At 36.8% G+C, this 14,869-nt stretch carries 16 protein-coding genes and 1 tRNA gene; 8 read left to right on the top strand and 9 right to left on the bottom strand.

Annotation, left to right across the window (positions count from 1 at the left end):
* Positions 1-52: 52 nt before the first annotated feature.
* Positions 53-1,570 carry a glutamate--tRNA ligase gene (gltX, locus tag ML462_RS04800; RefSeq protein WP_240712612.1) on the top strand — a complete coding sequence of 506 codons (1,518 nt, stop codon included), beginning with the start codon at positions 53-55 and terminating at the stop codon, positions 1,568-1,570.
* 117 nt (positions 1,571-1,687) lie between these two features.
* Positions 1,688-2,647 (top strand): SPFH domain-containing protein, encoded by a 960-nt coding sequence (locus tag ML462_RS04795; RefSeq protein WP_240712611.1) that lies wholly within the window; start codon positions 1,688-1,690, stop codon positions 2,645-2,647.
* Positions 2,648-2,694: 47 nt separating this feature from the next.
* On the opposite strand, the gene ML462_RS04790 is transcribed toward ML462_RS04795, so the two are convergent.
* The 4 genes from ML462_RS04790 to ML462_RS04775 all read right to left on the bottom strand — a co-directional run bounded on the left by ML462_RS04790 (position 2,695) and on the right by ML462_RS04775 (position 5,472).
* The gene (locus tag ML462_RS04790; protein WP_240712610.1) at positions 2,695-2,928 is read right to left on the bottom strand and encodes a DUF6327 family protein; all 234 of its coding nucleotides are present in this window, start codon (positions 2,926-2,928) and stop codon (positions 2,695-2,697) included.
* A gap of 2 nt (positions 2,929-2,930) precedes the next feature.
* Complete coding sequence (locus tag ML462_RS04785) at positions 2,931-3,287, bottom strand: hypothetical protein (protein ID WP_240712609.1); 357 nt, start codon at positions 3,285-3,287, stop codon at positions 2,931-2,933.
* Between the two features lie 6 nt (positions 3,288-3,293).
* Complete coding sequence (locus tag ML462_RS04780) at positions 3,294-3,668, bottom strand: YtxH domain-containing protein (RefSeq protein WP_240712608.1); 375 nt, start codon at positions 3,666-3,668, stop codon at positions 3,294-3,296.
* Positions 3,669-3,792: 124 nt separating this feature from the next.
* Positions 3,793-5,472 carry a glutamine--tRNA ligase/YqeY domain fusion protein gene (locus tag ML462_RS04775; protein ID WP_240712607.1) on the bottom strand — a complete coding sequence of 560 codons (1,680 nt, stop codon included), beginning with the start codon at positions 5,470-5,472 and terminating at the stop codon, positions 3,793-3,795.
* A gap of 109 nt (positions 5,473-5,581) precedes the next feature.
* Between ML462_RS04775 and ML462_RS04770 the strand changes: the two genes are divergently transcribed.
* The 3 genes from ML462_RS04770 to ML462_RS04760 all read left to right on the top strand — a co-directional run bounded on the left by ML462_RS04770 (position 5,582) and on the right by ML462_RS04760 (position 6,819).
* Complete coding sequence (locus ML462_RS04770; RefSeq protein WP_240712606.1) at positions 5,582-6,298, top strand: ZIP family metal transporter; 717 nt, start codon at positions 5,582-5,584, stop codon at positions 6,296-6,298.
* A gap of 43 nt (positions 6,299-6,341) precedes the next feature.
* Positions 6,342-6,698 (top strand): dihydroneopterin aldolase, encoded by a 357-nt coding sequence (gene folB / locus ML462_RS04765; protein ID WP_240712605.1) that lies wholly within the window; start codon positions 6,342-6,344, stop codon positions 6,696-6,698.
* Positions 6,699-6,748: 50 nt separating this feature from the next.
* Positions 6,749-6,819: transfer RNA gene (locus ML462_RS04760), tRNA-Cys, on the top strand.
* A 33-nt stretch (positions 6,820-6,852) separates the two neighbouring features.
* Here the strand turns inward: ML462_RS04760 and ML462_RS04755 are convergent.
* Complete coding sequence (locus ML462_RS04755) at positions 6,853-7,587, bottom strand: LysE family translocator (protein ID WP_240712604.1); 735 nt, start codon at positions 7,585-7,587, stop codon at positions 6,853-6,855.
* 85 nt (positions 7,588-7,672) lie between these two features.
* A complete protein-coding gene (gene rnr, locus ML462_RS04750) occupies positions 7,673-9,871 on the bottom strand; it encodes a ribonuclease R (protein WP_240712603.1) in 2,199 nt (732 codons plus the stop codon).
* Between the two features lie 423 nt (positions 9,872-10,294).
* Between rnr and ML462_RS04745 the strand changes: the two genes are divergently transcribed.
* The 3 genes from ML462_RS04745 (at position 10,295) to ML462_RS04735 (ending at position 11,945) form a co-directional block, all read left to right on the top strand.
* A complete protein-coding gene (locus tag ML462_RS04745) occupies positions 10,295-10,537 on the top strand; it encodes a DUF2007 domain-containing protein (RefSeq protein ID WP_240712602.1) in 243 nt (80 codons plus the stop codon).
* 514 nt (positions 10,538-11,051) lie between these two features.
* Positions 11,052-11,495 (top strand): ribose 5-phosphate isomerase B, encoded by a 444-nt coding sequence (rpiB, locus tag ML462_RS04740; RefSeq protein WP_240712601.1) that lies wholly within the window; start codon positions 11,052-11,054, stop codon positions 11,493-11,495.
* A gap of 3 nt (positions 11,496-11,498) precedes the next feature.
* Positions 11,499-11,945 (top strand): GNAT family N-acetyltransferase, encoded by a 447-nt coding sequence (locus ML462_RS04735; RefSeq protein WP_240712600.1) that lies wholly within the window; start codon positions 11,499-11,501, stop codon positions 11,943-11,945.
* A 1-nt stretch (position 11,946) separates the two neighbouring features.
* Here the strand turns inward: ML462_RS04735 and ML462_RS04730 are convergent, their stop codons facing one another.
* The 3 genes from ML462_RS04730 to rnpA all read right to left on the bottom strand — a co-directional run bounded on the left by ML462_RS04730 (position 11,947) and on the right by rnpA (position 14,861).
* Positions 11,947-12,765 (bottom strand): sterol desaturase family protein, encoded by an 819-nt coding sequence (locus ML462_RS04730; protein ID WP_240712599.1) that lies wholly within the window; start codon positions 12,763-12,765, stop codon positions 11,947-11,949.
* 10 nt (positions 12,766-12,775) lie between these two features.
* The gene (locus tag ML462_RS04725; RefSeq protein WP_240712598.1) at positions 12,776-14,410 is read right to left on the bottom strand and encodes a S41 family peptidase; all 1,635 of its coding nucleotides are present in this window, start codon (positions 14,408-14,410) and stop codon (positions 12,776-12,778) included.
* Between the two features lie 61 nt (positions 14,411-14,471).
* Positions 14,472-14,861 carry a ribonuclease P protein component gene (rnpA, locus tag ML462_RS04720; protein ID WP_240712597.1) on the bottom strand — a complete coding sequence of 130 codons (390 nt, stop codon included), beginning with the start codon at positions 14,859-14,861 and terminating at the stop codon, positions 14,472-14,474.
* Positions 14,862-14,869: the final 8 nt, after the last annotated feature.

The raw sequence follows: 14,869 nt of genomic DNA, 5'->3' as shown, positions 1-14,869 counted from the left end.
GTTTAGGATTGCTTTAATAAGGTTGTATCTTTGTCCCCAAAAATTCAAAACCATGTCTTCAAAAGTAAGAGTAAGATTTGCTCCCAGCCCAACGGGACCATTACATATTGGCGGAGTAAGAACAGCGCTTTATAATTATTTGTTCGCTAAAAAACATAACGGTGATTTTGTATTGAGAATAGAAGATACAGATCAGAACCGTTATGTAGAAGGAGCTGAAGATTATATCGTGGAATCCCTTAACTGGTGCGGAATTCCATTTGATGAAGGGCCGGGAAAGGAAAAAGGATTCGGGCCTTACAGGCAGAGTGAACGCAAAGATAAATATCGTGCCTACGCCGAAAAGCTTATAGAAACAGGGAACGCTTATTATGCTTTTGATACTGCTGAAGAACTTGATGCCCATAGAAAGGAGCATGAAGAAAACGGAAAAACCTTTATCTATAATTGGCACAACCGTGAAAAGTTGAAAAATTCCCTTTCATTATCTCAGGAAGAAGTTCAGAATAAAATCGAGGCTGATGAAGATTATGTGATCCGCTTTAAATCACCACAGGATAAAACCCTACATTTAAAAGATGTGATAAGAGGGGAAATGGAAATTGATACCAATATCCTTGATGATAAAGTGCTTTTTAAAAGTGATGGAATGCCAACCTATCACCTGGCAAACATCGTAGATGATCACCTTATGGAAATTACACATGTAATAAGAGGTGAAGAATGGCTGCCTTCCCTTGCCCTTCATTATATGCTATACATAGCTTTTGGATGGAATGCTCCGGAATTTGCCCATCTACCCCTGATTTTAAAACCTCAGGGAAAAGGAAAATTGAGTAAAAGAGATGGTGAGAAAATGGGATTCCCAGTATTCCCGTTGGAATGGAAAGACCCAAAATCAGGTGATATTGCCGCAGGTTATCGGGAAGAAGGATATTTTCCGGAAGCAGTAGTGAATATGCTCGCATTTTTAGGATGGAATCCCGGAACCGAGCAGGAATTTTTCACTCTTGATGAATTAACCAAAGTTTTTGAACTTGAAAGGGTTCACAAAGGAGGAGCAAAATTTGACCCTGAAAAGACCAAGTGGTTTCAGCAACATTATATGCAGGAAGCAGATGACGATCTTCTTGCTGATGAATTTGAAAAGCAACTAACGCAAAAAGAAATCAAGGCAGATAAAAAATACATAAAGGATGTAGTTGCCCTAATTAAGGAAAGGACAGTATTTGCTGAAGATTTCTGGGAACAGGGAAATTTCTTTTTCGTAGCCCCTACTTCATTCGATCCTAAGGATTCTAAAAAGGCATGGAAAGATGATACAGGAAACCTTATGATTGAGTTACATGAAATGTTACAGGAGGTGGAGAATTTCCAAGCTGAAAATTTACAGGAAACTGTAAAATCATGGATCAAGTCGAAGGAAATTGGTTTTGGCAAGGTAATGATGCCACTTAGAATCGCCCTGGTTGGAGCATTACAGGGACCAGATCTTTACAAGATCGCTGAATTTATCGGAAAAGAAGAAACCCTGAAAAGGATCAAAAAAGCTGTAGATACTCTAAACTAGAGCATATTTTCATTTTATTAAAAATCGGCTGGTATTCAATTATCAGCCGATTTTTATTTTATAAGGTTTCAAGCTTTTATTATTAAATTGAAGCATTGTTAATTTAATATTTTCAGCATGTTTAATTTAGTTTTCATTCCGTTGCTTATAATAGCTTCTCTTCTCCTATTATTTTCTGGGATCTTTATCGTAAAACAACAAACTTCAGCGATCATAGAAAGATTCGGGAGATTCACGAGTATCAGAAGCTCTGGATTACAGCTAAAAATTCCGCTAATAGACCAGGTTGCCGGAAGAATAAATCTCAAGGTTCAGCAACTTGATGTACTGGTGGAAACCAAGACCAAGGATAATGTTTTCGTCAAACTTAAAATATCAGTACAGTTCCAGGTAAGAAAGGATAATGTATATGACGCCTTCTACAAGCTCGAAAGCCCTCACGACCAGATAACAGCATATGTTTTTGATGTTGTGCGCGCAGAAGTGCCTAAAATGAAGCTAGACGACGTTTTTGAACGCAAGGATGATATAGCCATTGCAGTTAATCGCGAATTGAACGAGGCAATGCAGTCTTATGGTTATGATATTATAAAAACACTTGTTACAGATATAGATCCTGATGTACAGGTAAAAGCAGCCATGAACAGGATTAACGCGGCAGAAAGAGAAAAGGTAGCAGCTGAATATGATGCTGAGGCAGACAGAATTAAGATCGTAGCTAAAGCCCGTGCAGAAGCTGAAAGCAAGAGGCTACAAGGTCAGGGGATTGCAGATCAGCGTCGAGAAATAGCCCGTGGTCTTGAAGAAAGTGTGGATGTCTTGAATAATGTTGGTATTAATTCACAGGAAGCATCGGCCTTGATCGTTGTAACCCAGCATTATGATACGCTTCAGGCAATTGGTGAAGAAACCAACAGTAACCTTATCTTACTTCCTAACTCCCCGCAGGCTGGTAGCGACATGCTGAATAATATGGTAGCTTCGTTTACTGCATCCAATCAGATTGGTGAAGCAATGAAGGAACAGAACCGAAAACAGGCTGGAAGATCTAATAAAAACAAAGATTTAGATCAATAAAAAAAGCCCGAAAGCGGGCCTTAATTTTTATCAAATGAGATTTTTTTTTACTTCTTGGTAGAAGCAAAAACTTTCTTTACTCCTGTTATTTTCGTCACAGCTTTAAGGATCAAGGCTTTTTGAATCACAGATCCTACAGCACTACCTATAAAAGACATTGGGGAAAATCCCTGTTTAGTTCGATCAATACTCAACTTGATCTCTTCTTTGTCTATTTCGGTTTGCAGTTTTAGAATCTTAAGATCCTTGTCTATTTCCTCGAATGAAGAATATATTCTCATCTTTATTTATTATCGTTGAAAACAGCTTTAGAAAATTTCCTAAGCATAAGTTTTTCAATTGGTTCTTTTCCAAAAATCAGTATTAGAATAAAAATTAGCAGATAAAAACCTCCTACAATAAAATAACCTGAACTAGGAACACCAATAGCCTCACTAATTACAATAGCCAGGGCAAAAGAAATCATTATTCCAGCAGTACTCAATAAAAAAGCCAGGATCAGGAAACGAACAAGGGAGGTTGCTCCCCGCATTCCCTGTTTAAAGGCTTTTAGTTTATAATATTCAGAATTACTATGCAGAAATGCCTGAACATTAGTATTTAAATCGTGTATACCGTTGGATATTTTTTCAAATGCCATATAAGATTATACTACTGCTTTGTCTGGAGAATTTCCAGTGGACTTTCTTGATTTTCCTTTCTGTAATTTAGCGTTTTGTTTTCTTAATTCTTCAAGCTTAGTTTCCATGGCAGCTAAAATATCATCTGCTTTATGACTTGCAGAAGACAATGTCTCTTCCAGTCTTTCCTCAAAATCTACCCGAGCTTTTTTAGCTTTTTCACTTAAATTAGAGCTGGTTTCATTATAACGCTTATTGAGATTATCCTGAGCTTTTTGAGCATCCTTCTTTAGCTTTTTGCGAGTTTTTTCTCCACTATCTGGAGCATAAAGTAGTCCTACACCGGCTCCAATCGCCGCTCCTGTAATTAATGCTAAAAGGGTATTTCCTGTACTTGCCATAAGTTTTTGAATTTTAGATTATTGAACTACCAAAGGTAACGGATGCGTATGCTATAGGTTGTTAACAACCGGTTAATATGTTAAAAATCCTTTGCTAAATTATTCTTAAAAATAAGAAATAAATCTAACTTTTGATCTTAGCCCAGGAATCACGCAAGGTTACAGTTCTGTTGAAAACAGGCTTTTCATGAGTAGAATCGCGGTCTACACAGAAATATCCTATTCGTTGAAATTGAACTTTATCCCCTGGTTTTGCATCTTTTAAACCTGGCTCAAGATATCCGGTTACTGTCTTTAGAGATTCAGGGTTGATAAAGTTAATATAATCCTTGTCTTTAACTGCATCTGGGGCTTCTTCGGTGAATAACCTGTCATATAACCTTATTTCAGCTTCAATGGCATGCTTCACTGAAACCCAATGCAAAGTTCCTTTAACCTTCCTTAGAGATTCTTCTGTGCCACTACCACTCTTGCTCTTTGGATCGTAGGTACAATGGATCTCGGTAATATTTCCATCCTCATCCTTAACCACATCTTCTCCCTTGATGATATAAGCATTTTTCAACCGTACTTCCTTATTCAGAGTAAGCCTGAAGAACTTTCTATTAGCGCTTTCTTTGAAATCTTCTCTTTCAATATAAAGTTCACGGGAGAAAGGAATCTTTCTGCTTCCAGCCGATTCATCTTCAGGATTATTTTCAGCTTCAAGCCACTCCTCTTCTCCTTCAGGATAATTTGTGATCACCAGTTTCACCGGGTCCAGCACTCCCATAACCCGAGGTGCAACTTTATTCAAATCTTCTCTGGCACAAAATTCAAGGTGAGAAACATCGATTAAGTTTTCTCTCTTTCCAACACCAATAGAATCTGCAAATTTTCTGATCGCACCAGGTGTATAACCTCTTCTTCTAAGACCAGAAATTGTAGGCATCCTTGGATCGTCCCATGAATCAACGATTCCCTTTTCTACCAACTGAAGTAACTTTCTCTTACTAACGATGGTATGACTTAGGTTTCTACGCGCAAATTCACGCTGTTTCGGTTCAAAATCTCCTGGTTTACTTACTTTGCTTATAAACCAGTTATAAAGTTCCCTGTGTGGTAAAAACTCCAGAGTACAGAATGAGTGTGAAACTTGCTCGATAAAATCGCTTTCACCATGTGCCCAGTCATACATTGGATAGATCTTCCAGTCGTTTCCGGTGCGGTGATGACTCTTATGAAGGCATCTATACATTACAGGATCTCTCATAAGCATATTGGGAGCAGACATATCAATCTTTGCTCGAAGAACATGGCCTTTTTCCGGGGTTTCACCATTTTTCATCTTCTCAAAAAGATCCAGGTTCTCCTCTACAGATCTATTTCTGTATGGACTTTCAGTTCCAGGTTGAGTTGGGGTTCCTTTTTGTTCAGCTATTTCCTCTGAAGTCTGGCTATCTACATAGGCATCTCCATTTTTAATCATTTCCACAGCCCAGTCATATAACTGCTGAAAATAATCTGAAGCATAACATTCTTTTTCCCATTTAAAGCCTAACCATTCTACATCCCTTTTAATGGCATCTACATATTCCTGTTCTTCCTTGATTGGATTGGTATCATCAAACCTAAGATTCACAGGAGCATTATACTTCTCTCCCAAACCAAAATTCAGGCAGATGGAAGACGCATGCCCAATGTGTAAATACCCATTAGGTTCCGGTGGAAAACGGAACTTCAAATTCTCCTTTTTATAGTCTTTTTGCAGATCTTCTTCTATGATTTGCTCAATGAAATTGAGCGACTTTTTACCTTCGGCCATAAATGATTTAAAATAAAGGGCAAATTTATCAAATTTATATTCGATACAACTAGTTAGAACCAATAGAATCGGTAAAATTCATAACTTCATCTTATAATTCAAATAAGCGATGCAGGACATATTCAGGATAATTCTTTATTCAGCATTTTCAGGTATCACCGTATTCTTTGGTGGACTACTTTCAAAATATTTCAAAGAAAAATTTAAAGGAAACAGAAAGAAATCTGAGATCCTTCATTTCATTATTGCTTTTGCGGGAGGAATACTTATCGCTGCCATAGCCCTTGTTCTGGTTCCTCATGGCCTGGAAAATTTATCGCTGTTCCTTTTAATTCTTGCGTTCGCTTCAGGTGGTATTATATTCTTTTTAATAGATAAAAAACTGGAAAAATCAGGTAGTAAACTTTCACAATTACTGGCAATGCTATTAGATTTTGTTCCCGAAGCAATTGCCCTGGGTGCTCTGTTTGCGACTAGTGAAAAAACAGGTATTCTTCTGGCCTTTTTTATAGGATTACAAAACCTTCCAGAATCGTTTAATTCTTATAGAGACCTTATTAAAACAGGATTTTCGGTTAAAAAAAGTCTGCTTATTTTATTCATTTTAAGTTTTGCCGGAATAATAGGTGCGTTGCTTGGCCACCTTTTCCTTAGAGACCTGCCACAGGTTACCTCCTTTTTAATGGTTTTCGCCAGTGGTGGAATTCTATATCTCATTTTCCAGGATATTGCGCCAAATGTAAAATTAAAACGAACCTGGGTTCCTGCTTTAGGTGCTAATCTTGGATTTCTAATAGGCATGATTGGAGAAAAGCTTATTCAATAATTGATATCAAACCCAGAGCGTTTATCTTTGTAAAAAATTTAATGTGGGAGTAATAAAATTAAAGAATATCAAGGTATTCTCTTACCATGGATGTCTTGACGAGGAAGGAAAAATAGGAAGTGATTACCGGGTAGACCTTAAGGTTTATGGAGATCTTTCCCATTCTGCAAAAACCGATAAACTAAGTGACACCATAGATTATGTTCATTTAAATAAGATCGTAAAGGAAGAAATGGCCATACGTTCTAAATTGCTTGAAAATGTAGCCGAAAGAATCCTGAAACGTATTATGGACGAGCTCATTATGGTCCAAAAGGCAAAGGTGGATGTTTCGAAAATCAACCCGCCAATAGGAGGAAACGTAGCTATGGTTACAGTAAGCAGGACTAAATCCCGTTAGATTTTAGTTTTGAAACTTAAAATTTTTATTACATTTGCCAACCTGTATAAGGCATCGTGGCCGAGTGGCTAGGCAGAGGTCTGCAAAACCTTGTACAGCGGTTCGAATCCGCTCGATGCCTCAAAAAGCTTTCTGAATTTTCAGGAAGCTTTTTTTATTTCTCTGATTCTTCTTCAGAAAAACTTTCAAGTTTACCGATAAGTGAATCCTGGGGAGTTATCTCTTCGATCTGATCTTTGATTTCATTTACCTGATTCGGAAAAAGGCCCTGGAAAATAAGTACTCCACCAAAAATTACCAGTATGACACTGATCGCCTTTTTCATAACATATATTCGGTTTGGCGTAAGTTTCCGATTAAGTTTCTTTGCGAGGAGGATCTTGGCCACATCAACAACCAGGTAAGTTGCCAGTACACTACTTAGAAAAACCGATATCCTGTTTGGCTCCATATCCAATTTAGGGCCAAATACGATGATTACTCCAAGCCAGAAGCCAAGAACACCAATATTGATAAAATTGAGTAGAAAACCCTTTACACACAGGCTGAAGTAATCGCTTTTACCAAGTTTCCTAATTTCCGGAGTTTCTTCATCGGTTTGCATGTTCTTCTTGGTTTGAAGGAAACTCATAACACCATAAGTAGTAAGTATCATTCCGCCAAAAATGAACAATGCGGGGTCATCTTTTAATCTTTCCAGGAGTTTGGTAGTACTAAAGTAGGCGATGACAATAAAGACAATATCTGCAATCACCACCCCTGTATCTAGGGCAAAAGCCGCCCTAAATCCTTTAATTGCAGCTGTTTCGAGCAATACAAAAAAAACAGGCCCAAATAAGAAAGCCAGAAAAAAACCGAGAGGTAATGCTGCTAAAACGTCCTGTAGCATACAGTTAAGTTGTATTACAAATGTAAACTTTTTGTTCTTTTAGCAGAAAATTGTCTTCTTAAAGCCAAATGAATTAGTTTTTAGATTAGCTAGCCTCTACTTCTTCCCTATTCCCGAGTAAGGTGAAATCAAGATGTCGTTTCACTAGATCGGCATTTTTAACCTTTACATAAACTTCATCTCCAAGAGTATAGGTTTGCCCGGTTCTTTTACCCGTCACAGCGAATTCCTCTGGGTCGAACACATAATGATCGTCATTCATATCTCTAAGACGAATCATTCCTTCACATTTATTTTCAACGATCTCGACGAAAATTCCCCATTCGGTAACCCCTGAAATTACTCCAAGGAATTCCTCATTTTCATGATCCTGCATAAATTTCACCTGCATGTATTTAATGGAATCCCTTTCTGCATTGGAGGCAAGGTTCTCCATTTCACTGCACTGGTGACATTTACTTTCATATTCTTCCTCGTCGGCAGATTTTGCTCCATCCAGATAATGTTGAAGTAACCTGTGCACCATAACATCTGGATATCTTCTAATTGGAGAGGTAAAATGGGTATAGTAATCAAAAGCCAGCCCGTAATGTCCAATATTTTCGGTCCCATAATAAGCTTTGCTCATAGACCGTATAGCAAGCGTATCCACCATATTCTGCTCTTTTCTTCCCTGTACATCTTCAAGTAATTTGTTCAGTGAAGAGGTAGTTGTTTTTCTATCTTTCAGGTTAAGTTTATGACCAAACCTACCCACAATATTCTGTAATGAAGCAAGTTTTTCGTCATCTGGTTCATCATGACACCTGTAAACGAATGTCTTTTGAGGTTTCTTTTTTCCAATAAATTCAGCCACTTTCCTATTTGCAAGAAGCATGAATTCTTCAATTAATTTATTGGCATCTTTAGCGGTCTTAAAAAATACACCGGTTGGATTATTTTCTTCATTCAAATGAAATTTCACTTCCACTTTATCAAAGGAAATGGCTCCATCCCTCATCCTTTCCGCACGCATTTTCTTAGCCAGCCTGTTCAGGGTGATAACGGCTTCAACTAATGCTCCTCGAACAGAATATGAATGTTTCCGGATAGAAACATCCTCAGGAATAGTTCCCGTACCCGTCTCGATAATATGTTGCGCTTCCTCATATGCAAATCTTTCATCTGAGTAGGTTACCGTCCTTCCAAACCACTGATCTTTTACATTGGCTTTGTCATCTATCTCAAAAACTGCAGAAAATGTAAATTTTTCTTCTTTCGGTCTCAATGAACAAGCATTATTAGAAAGGATCTCAGGTAACATAGGTACTACCCGGTCTACAAGATAAACCGAGGTAGCCCTTTCATAGGCCTCGTCATCTAATATTGTTCCCGGCTGCAGGTAATGAGAAACATCGGCAATATGGATACCCACCTCATAATTTCCGTTTTCAAGTTTCTGAAAACTAAGGGCATCATCAAAATCCTTCGCATCTTTAGGATCTATCGTAAAAGTAAGAACATCTCTCATGTCCCTTCTCTTGTTTATTTCCTCTTCGTTGATGGAAGTATCTATCTTATTGGCAAATTCTTCAATTTCTTCCGGAAAATCATGTGGTAAGCCATATTGGGCTAGTATAGAATGTATTTCGGTGTGATGTTCACCAGGAGTTCCAAGAACCCTGATTATTTTACCGAAAGGAGAATCAGCCTTATCTGGCCATTCTTCAAATTCAACTACCACTTTATCTCCATTTTCAGCATCATTTAGCTTATTTCCGGAAATAAAGAAATCTGTATACATAGATTTATCATCTACCACCACAAATCCAAAATCCTTCTTTTTCTGAAGGGTTCCAACGAATTCGGTACGCTTTCTTTTTACGATTTTGGTTATCTCACCTTCAGATCTTTTTCTTCTTCGTCGATTGTAGACGTAGATCTCTACGGTATCTCCATCAAAAGCGGCATTGAGGTCCTTATTCGCAATAAAAATATCGTCTGCCAATTCTTCAACCATCACATAACCATAGCCTTTAGTGGTTAAGTCCAGAACGCCGGTATAGTAATTTTTACTTCCCTCGATTTTGAATTTACCCCGATCTACTTCTTCAATTTGCTTTTTGGCCGCAAGCTGAGCAAGTTTTTTTATGATCTGGTTCCTACTGCTGGCATCATTTACACCAAGTATTGAAGCTATTTGTTTGTAGTTATATGTTTTTCCGGAATTTTTTCGAAGTATATCGATGATACTTCTGGAAAGGTTACCTTGTATTTTAGGTTTATTCTTCTTCTTTTTCTTCATTATCAATTAGTATACGATAAAATTACGCCATTATAACTATACAATGAGATTTTCACTTTAAAGTTTTGTTAAGTCGCTGGGGAATAACCATATATAAAACCTTATAAATATTGGCATTTAACATTTTTTTTAGAAAAACTTGTTTTTGTTTCTTAATTTTTTCTTAATTTTACTTTAACATTCCCCCGACTACTAGACCTTACATTTGATTTAAGATTATGAAAGTCAACAAGTCTGTCAAGTTTTCGGCCCTATTTTTTCTGATATTTATTTTCGGAATTATCTACTTTGTGACCAGCATCAACAAATCCCTGAATAAGAAAACAGAATTTTTCCAAAAGCAACCAGAGATTTATACTTCTACCGTAGCTTACAGTTCTAAGGAATAAAGCCTATCTTTAATAAGGTTAATTTCTTTTTATCATGAAGGATTATATATGCCTTGCTACGTTCACCTATCCACACGAATATCTAGTCATTAAACTAGAGTTCGAGAATGCCGGCATACGCCATTACTTCCAGAATGAAACCCTAATAGGTCTTCTACCTCTTTCCTCAGTTGCTTTCGGCGGAATAAGACTTATGGTTCATCCATCATTTATTTCTAAAGCAAAACAAATAATAGATTCTCTAAATGACAAATCTTCCCATCTAAGGATCGTTTAGTTATAAACAGTATATATCATATTTATCTTTTCTTCTTTTTTAAAAAAATTAAATGATGTTATATGATGGCGTGTTAATTTGTAGAACAATTTTTTTAGTCAAGATTTGGTATTTCAGTTGTAAGCATTTAATAACAGTTTATCAACATAGGTGTTAATTGCTAAGTAATTGATATTCTTAGCGTTTTAAGATTTACTTAACAAAAGTTCATAAAATTGTTTTAATATCAATTATTGAAAACTTCGAAGTTAACAATTGTCAACAATGTGTTTTTAACTGCTCATAACTTGATAAAAAATTCATGAGTTATAATTTGATTATTTCAATCTTATGCTGGTATTATTATAATTTTCTTAAAAATCAAATTTCTTTTTGAGTAAATCATCATATGTTTTCCACAATATGCTGTCAATTTTAAAACGCTGAAAAATAAGAGATTCAATAAAGTAATTAACAATCAAAAATAAGGTGGTTAACAGCCTCTTTTTTTAACTTTGCGGCAAACAATTCAACTATGAGAATATCTATTGGAAACGATCACGCAGGTACTGTTTATAAACAAAAGATACAGGAGAAGCTGGAGTCTATGGGCCATACGGTAACTAATTATGGTACCAACTCTAACGAAAGCGTAGATTATCCAGATTTTGTACATCCCGTTGCAGAGGATGTTGAAAACAAAAAAGCAGATCTTGGAATCATTATATGTGGTAGTGGTAACGGGGCAAACATGACTGCAAACAAACACCAGGGAGTTAGATCGGCACTTTGCTGGAATAAAGAGATCGCGGAACTGGCCAGGGAACATAACGACGCTAATGTTCTAAGTATTCCTGCGAGGTTTGTTTCTGAAGAACTTGCCGCTGAAATGACCGAAACCTTTGTTAATACCAAATTTGAAGGTGGAAGACACCAAAGGAGAGTAGATAAAATTCCTGCTAAAAAATATTGTTCATAACCCATGGATTTGAACATTGTAGTAAAAAAGTTCAGTGAGTTAGAGCTCACTGAACTTTATGACATTTTACAATTAAGATCTGAAGTGTTCGTGGTGGAGCAGGATTGCGTCTACCAGGATATTGACGGTAAAGATGCTAATGCCCTTCACATTATCGGTTTTAAAAACAATCAAATTGTTGCTTATACCAGGTGTTTTTCTCCCGGATATTATTTTGAAGAAGCAGCTATTGGTCGAGTTGTAGTGAAGGAATCTGAAAGGAAATACGGTTATGGACATGAGATCATGAAAGCTTCAGATATGGCCATAAAAGACCATTATAAAACCTCGAATATCAAACTTTCAGCCCAGCAATATCTTATAAAATTCTATGAGTCACATGGATACCAAACGGTGGGAGAAGGTTACCTGGAAGATGGCATTCCTCATATTGCCATGGTGAAAGAATAATTTAATTCTTTGATATTATAGACCTGTTGAAAGGAATTCTAAGTTGATATCCTATCCTGTTAGATTCCTTACCTTCCAGAATATCCAAACCGTACCTTATTTCTTCTGTTTTTTCATAAACGAAAGTTCCGAAGAGCCTGTCCCAGATACTTAGCATATTCCCGTAATTACTATCAGTCCATGGTAATTTATAATGATGGTGGAACTTATGAACGTTTGGGGTTACAAAAATATAACTTAATGCCTTATCCAGTCTCAAAGGTAGTTTGATATTGGCATGGGTAAAATAAGTAAAAAACACACTTAGAAGTCTGTAGATCAAATAATACGATACGGGCATTCCAGTTATAAGCACTGCAATAAGAGCGAAACATTCTCTCAGTATAAAATCAAAGGGATGATGCCTGGTACCTGTAGTAGTATCTACTTGCAGATCTGAATGATGAACTATGTGAAGCCTCCACATCCATTTTACCTTATGCAATAAATAATGCACAAAATACTGTGCAACAAGATCCAGGATCATTATTGATAAAATAAGTTCAGCCCATATTGGTAGGTCTATAAGATGTAATAAGCCGAAATTAGATTTATTCATCCAGATAAAAACTCCTGCTGTAAGGATTCCGAATAAGAGATTTATTAATAATACAAAACCCAATAACAATAAATTTGTTTTGGCGTGTTCCCATTTATTATAATTGAATTTGACCAGGGCATAATAACCTTCCAGGATCCAGAAACCTCCAAGAATGAAAATTAGCCATACCAGTTTTTGCCAGGTTGGCATTTCTTCAAAGAATAAGAGAAAATTATCCAAATTCAGGTATCTATTTTAGTATCCTCGAATATTCTGAAGGATCATTAAGTAAAGTTTTTGCTCTTTTGATCTCAGGATTATTATCAGTATAATATTCATATAATCCTTCCTTATAAAAATATCTTTTTAGGATCTCATCGGTTAATAAACTGGCGATCTCCGGTCTTTTTCTATCTAATTCCTGGTCTTTAAAACTAGAGATCTGAGACCTTATTTTTTCGACTTCAGAAGATATTTTGTTCTTCAATTCTTCCTCTTCTGCCTTTTCCATCATTTCATTCAGTTCCCTTTCTGTAGAGGTTTGATATTGAAAATTTGAAGCTTTTAAGTAGTTTTTGAAGTCATTAAAATCTGAATCAGAAAAACTGAAATTCTCGGGCTCATTAATATCGTGGGAATAATAATATTTCGTTGCATAATCAAATATGGCATCCTGGATCAATAGCGACTGAGTAATATCGCTGAATTCTGAAGATTCCATTTTCACATCCGGAAGAATACCACCCCCATCGAAAACAGATCTTCCATTCCTGGTTTTGAATTCATTGTAATCTTCAACTTTGGTCCTTATCGCCTTCCCGTCTTCGGTTCTTCTTCTATAATCCAGTGCTTGTATACACCTGCCACTTGGAGTATAATACCTGGAAATCGTGATCTTCAGCTGGGTTCCATAGGCAAGCTCCCGTGGCCTTTGTACCAGTCCTTTTCCAAAGCTTCTGGCTCCTACGATCACTCCCCTATCCAGATCCTGAATGGCTCCTGCCACGATCTCGCTGGCTGAAGCACTTCTTCCGTCAACCAGAATTACCAGTGGAATTTTAGTATCTATAGGTTCGTTTTTGGTAAAATATTCCCGGTTATATTTTTCTATTTCAGATTTAGTGGTCACTATTAGTTCACCCTGGTCTATAAATATATTACTCACGTTAATGGCTTCATTCAGCAAACCACCAGGATTACCTCTAAGATCAAGGATCACCTTATCTGCTCCCTGATTTTTAAGGTCTTTTAAAGCTCTACCAACTTCAGTAGATGCTTTGGCATTGAACCTTGAAAGGACGATATATCCTGAATTATCATCCAATAATTTATAGAAAGGCACGGCGCTAAGTTCTACCGATCCTCTCTTTAAAGAAGTCGTTTTAATTTCGCCCTGGCGCCGGTAAATGATATTAATCTCAGTATTAGGAGCTCCATTTAGCAGTTCTCCGGCATCTTCTTTAAAATCTGCTACATTGATATTTCCAATCTTAATTATTTCGTCTCCGGCTTTTAAACCGGCTTTATCGGCAGGATAATCCTTGTAGGCTTCAATTACTGTTATAACCTTCTCCTCAGCTTTAACGAGTGCTCCAATACCTGTATATTCCCCGGCGCTATTGATCCTGGCAGCTTCCACATCCTGTTCATTCCAGTAATTGGTATACGGATCAAGGTCTGTGAGCATGGATTTTATAGCAGTATCCATTAATGCGGCAGGATTTGTTTCATCCACATAGTTCATATTGATCTCCTTGAAAAGTGTGGTGAAGATCTCTATCTGCTTCGCTATTTCGAAGAAGTCTGACTTAAAACTTACGGTACCTATAAAAATCCCGATTAGAACTACAGGAAGAAGAATTATTTTACTGATTTTCTTTTTCATCACTTAAAATTATAATAGCAGAGCGCCCGATTTTCAGATAAACTATCATAGACCAGAAAACCTATTGAACTTTTTCTGCAGCCTTATGTTGATCATTGAATTTTTCCAACACCTTGATCATGCTCTTTTCGAGTTGCTCATATGAAATTTCATCACGAGAAATATAGATGAACATGAACGCGTAGGAAGAAGTTAATTGATTAATAACAAGATACTTATTTTTTCTGAAAACTTCCCGCATAAGCCGCTTAATTCTATTACGCTGCACCGCGGTCTTCACTAGTTTTTTGGGTACCGAAACCGCTGTATTCAGTCCGGTTTCATCTGAATTATCCTCGGGAACATAGACCAGTTTTAAAGGGTATGATTTTACACTTTTACCTTCAATAAACAACCTGTCTATGATCTTCTTGCTTTTTAACCGGTCTTTCTTTCCAAACTTCTGGTTCATATCGCTGA

It is taken from the genome of Christiangramia lutea (genome assembly GCF_022489035.1).
Lineage (GTDB): Bacteria > Bacteroidota > Bacteroidia > Flavobacteriales > Flavobacteriaceae > Christiangramia > Christiangramia lutea.
Note: the sequence above shows the minus strand (reverse complement) of the source record. Positions and strands in the feature narration are given on the sequence as shown.

Bases quoted from the DNA above. Each gene is read 5' to 3' on its own strand.
- gltX (WP_240712612.1), top strand. From the start codon at position 53: ATGTCTTCAAAAGTAAGAGTAAGATTTGCTCCCAGCCCAACGGGACCA.
- ML462_RS04795 (WP_240712611.1), top strand. From the start codon at position 1,688: ATGTTTAATTTAGTTTTCATTCCGTTGCTTATAATAGCTTCTCTTCTC.
- ML462_RS04790 (WP_240712610.1), bottom strand. From the start codon at position 2,928: ATGAGAATATATTCTTCATTCGAGGAAATAGACAAGGATCTTAAGATT.
- ML462_RS04785 (WP_240712609.1), bottom strand. From the start codon at position 3,287: ATGGCATTTGAAAAAATATCCAACGGTATACACGATTTAAATACTAAT.
- ML462_RS04780 (WP_240712608.1), bottom strand. From the start codon at position 3,668: ATGGCAAGTACAGGAAATACCCTTTTAGCATTAATTACAGGAGCGGCG.
- ML462_RS04775 (WP_240712607.1), bottom strand. From the start codon at position 5,472: ATGGCCGAAGGTAAAAAGTCGCTCAATTTCATTGAGCAAATCATAGAA.
- ML462_RS04770 (WP_240712606.1), top strand. From the start codon at position 5,582: ATGCAGGACATATTCAGGATAATTCTTTATTCAGCATTTTCAGGTATC.
- ML462_RS04755 (WP_240712604.1), bottom strand. From the start codon at position 7,587: ATGCTACAGGACGTTTTAGCAGCATTACCTCTCGGTTTTTTTCTGGCT.
- rnr (WP_240712603.1), bottom strand. From the start codon at position 9,871: ATGAAGAAAAAGAAGAAGAATAAACCTAAAATACAAGGTAACCTTTCC.
- ML462_RS04745 (WP_240712602.1), top strand. From the start codon at position 10,295: ATGAAGGATTATATATGCCTTGCTACGTTCACCTATCCACACGAATAT.
- rpiB (WP_240712601.1), top strand. From the start codon at position 11,052: ATGAGAATATCTATTGGAAACGATCACGCAGGTACTGTTTATAAACAA.
- ML462_RS04735 (WP_240712600.1), top strand. From the start codon at position 11,499: ATGGATTTGAACATTGTAGTAAAAAAGTTCAGTGAGTTAGAGCTCACT.
- ML462_RS04725 (WP_240712598.1), bottom strand. From the start codon at position 14,410: ATGAAAAAGAAAATCAGTAAAATAATTCTTCTTCCTGTAGTTCTAATC.
- rnpA (WP_240712597.1), bottom strand. From the start codon at position 14,861: ATGAACCAGAAGTTTGGAAAGAAAGACCGGTTAAAAAGCAAGAAGATC.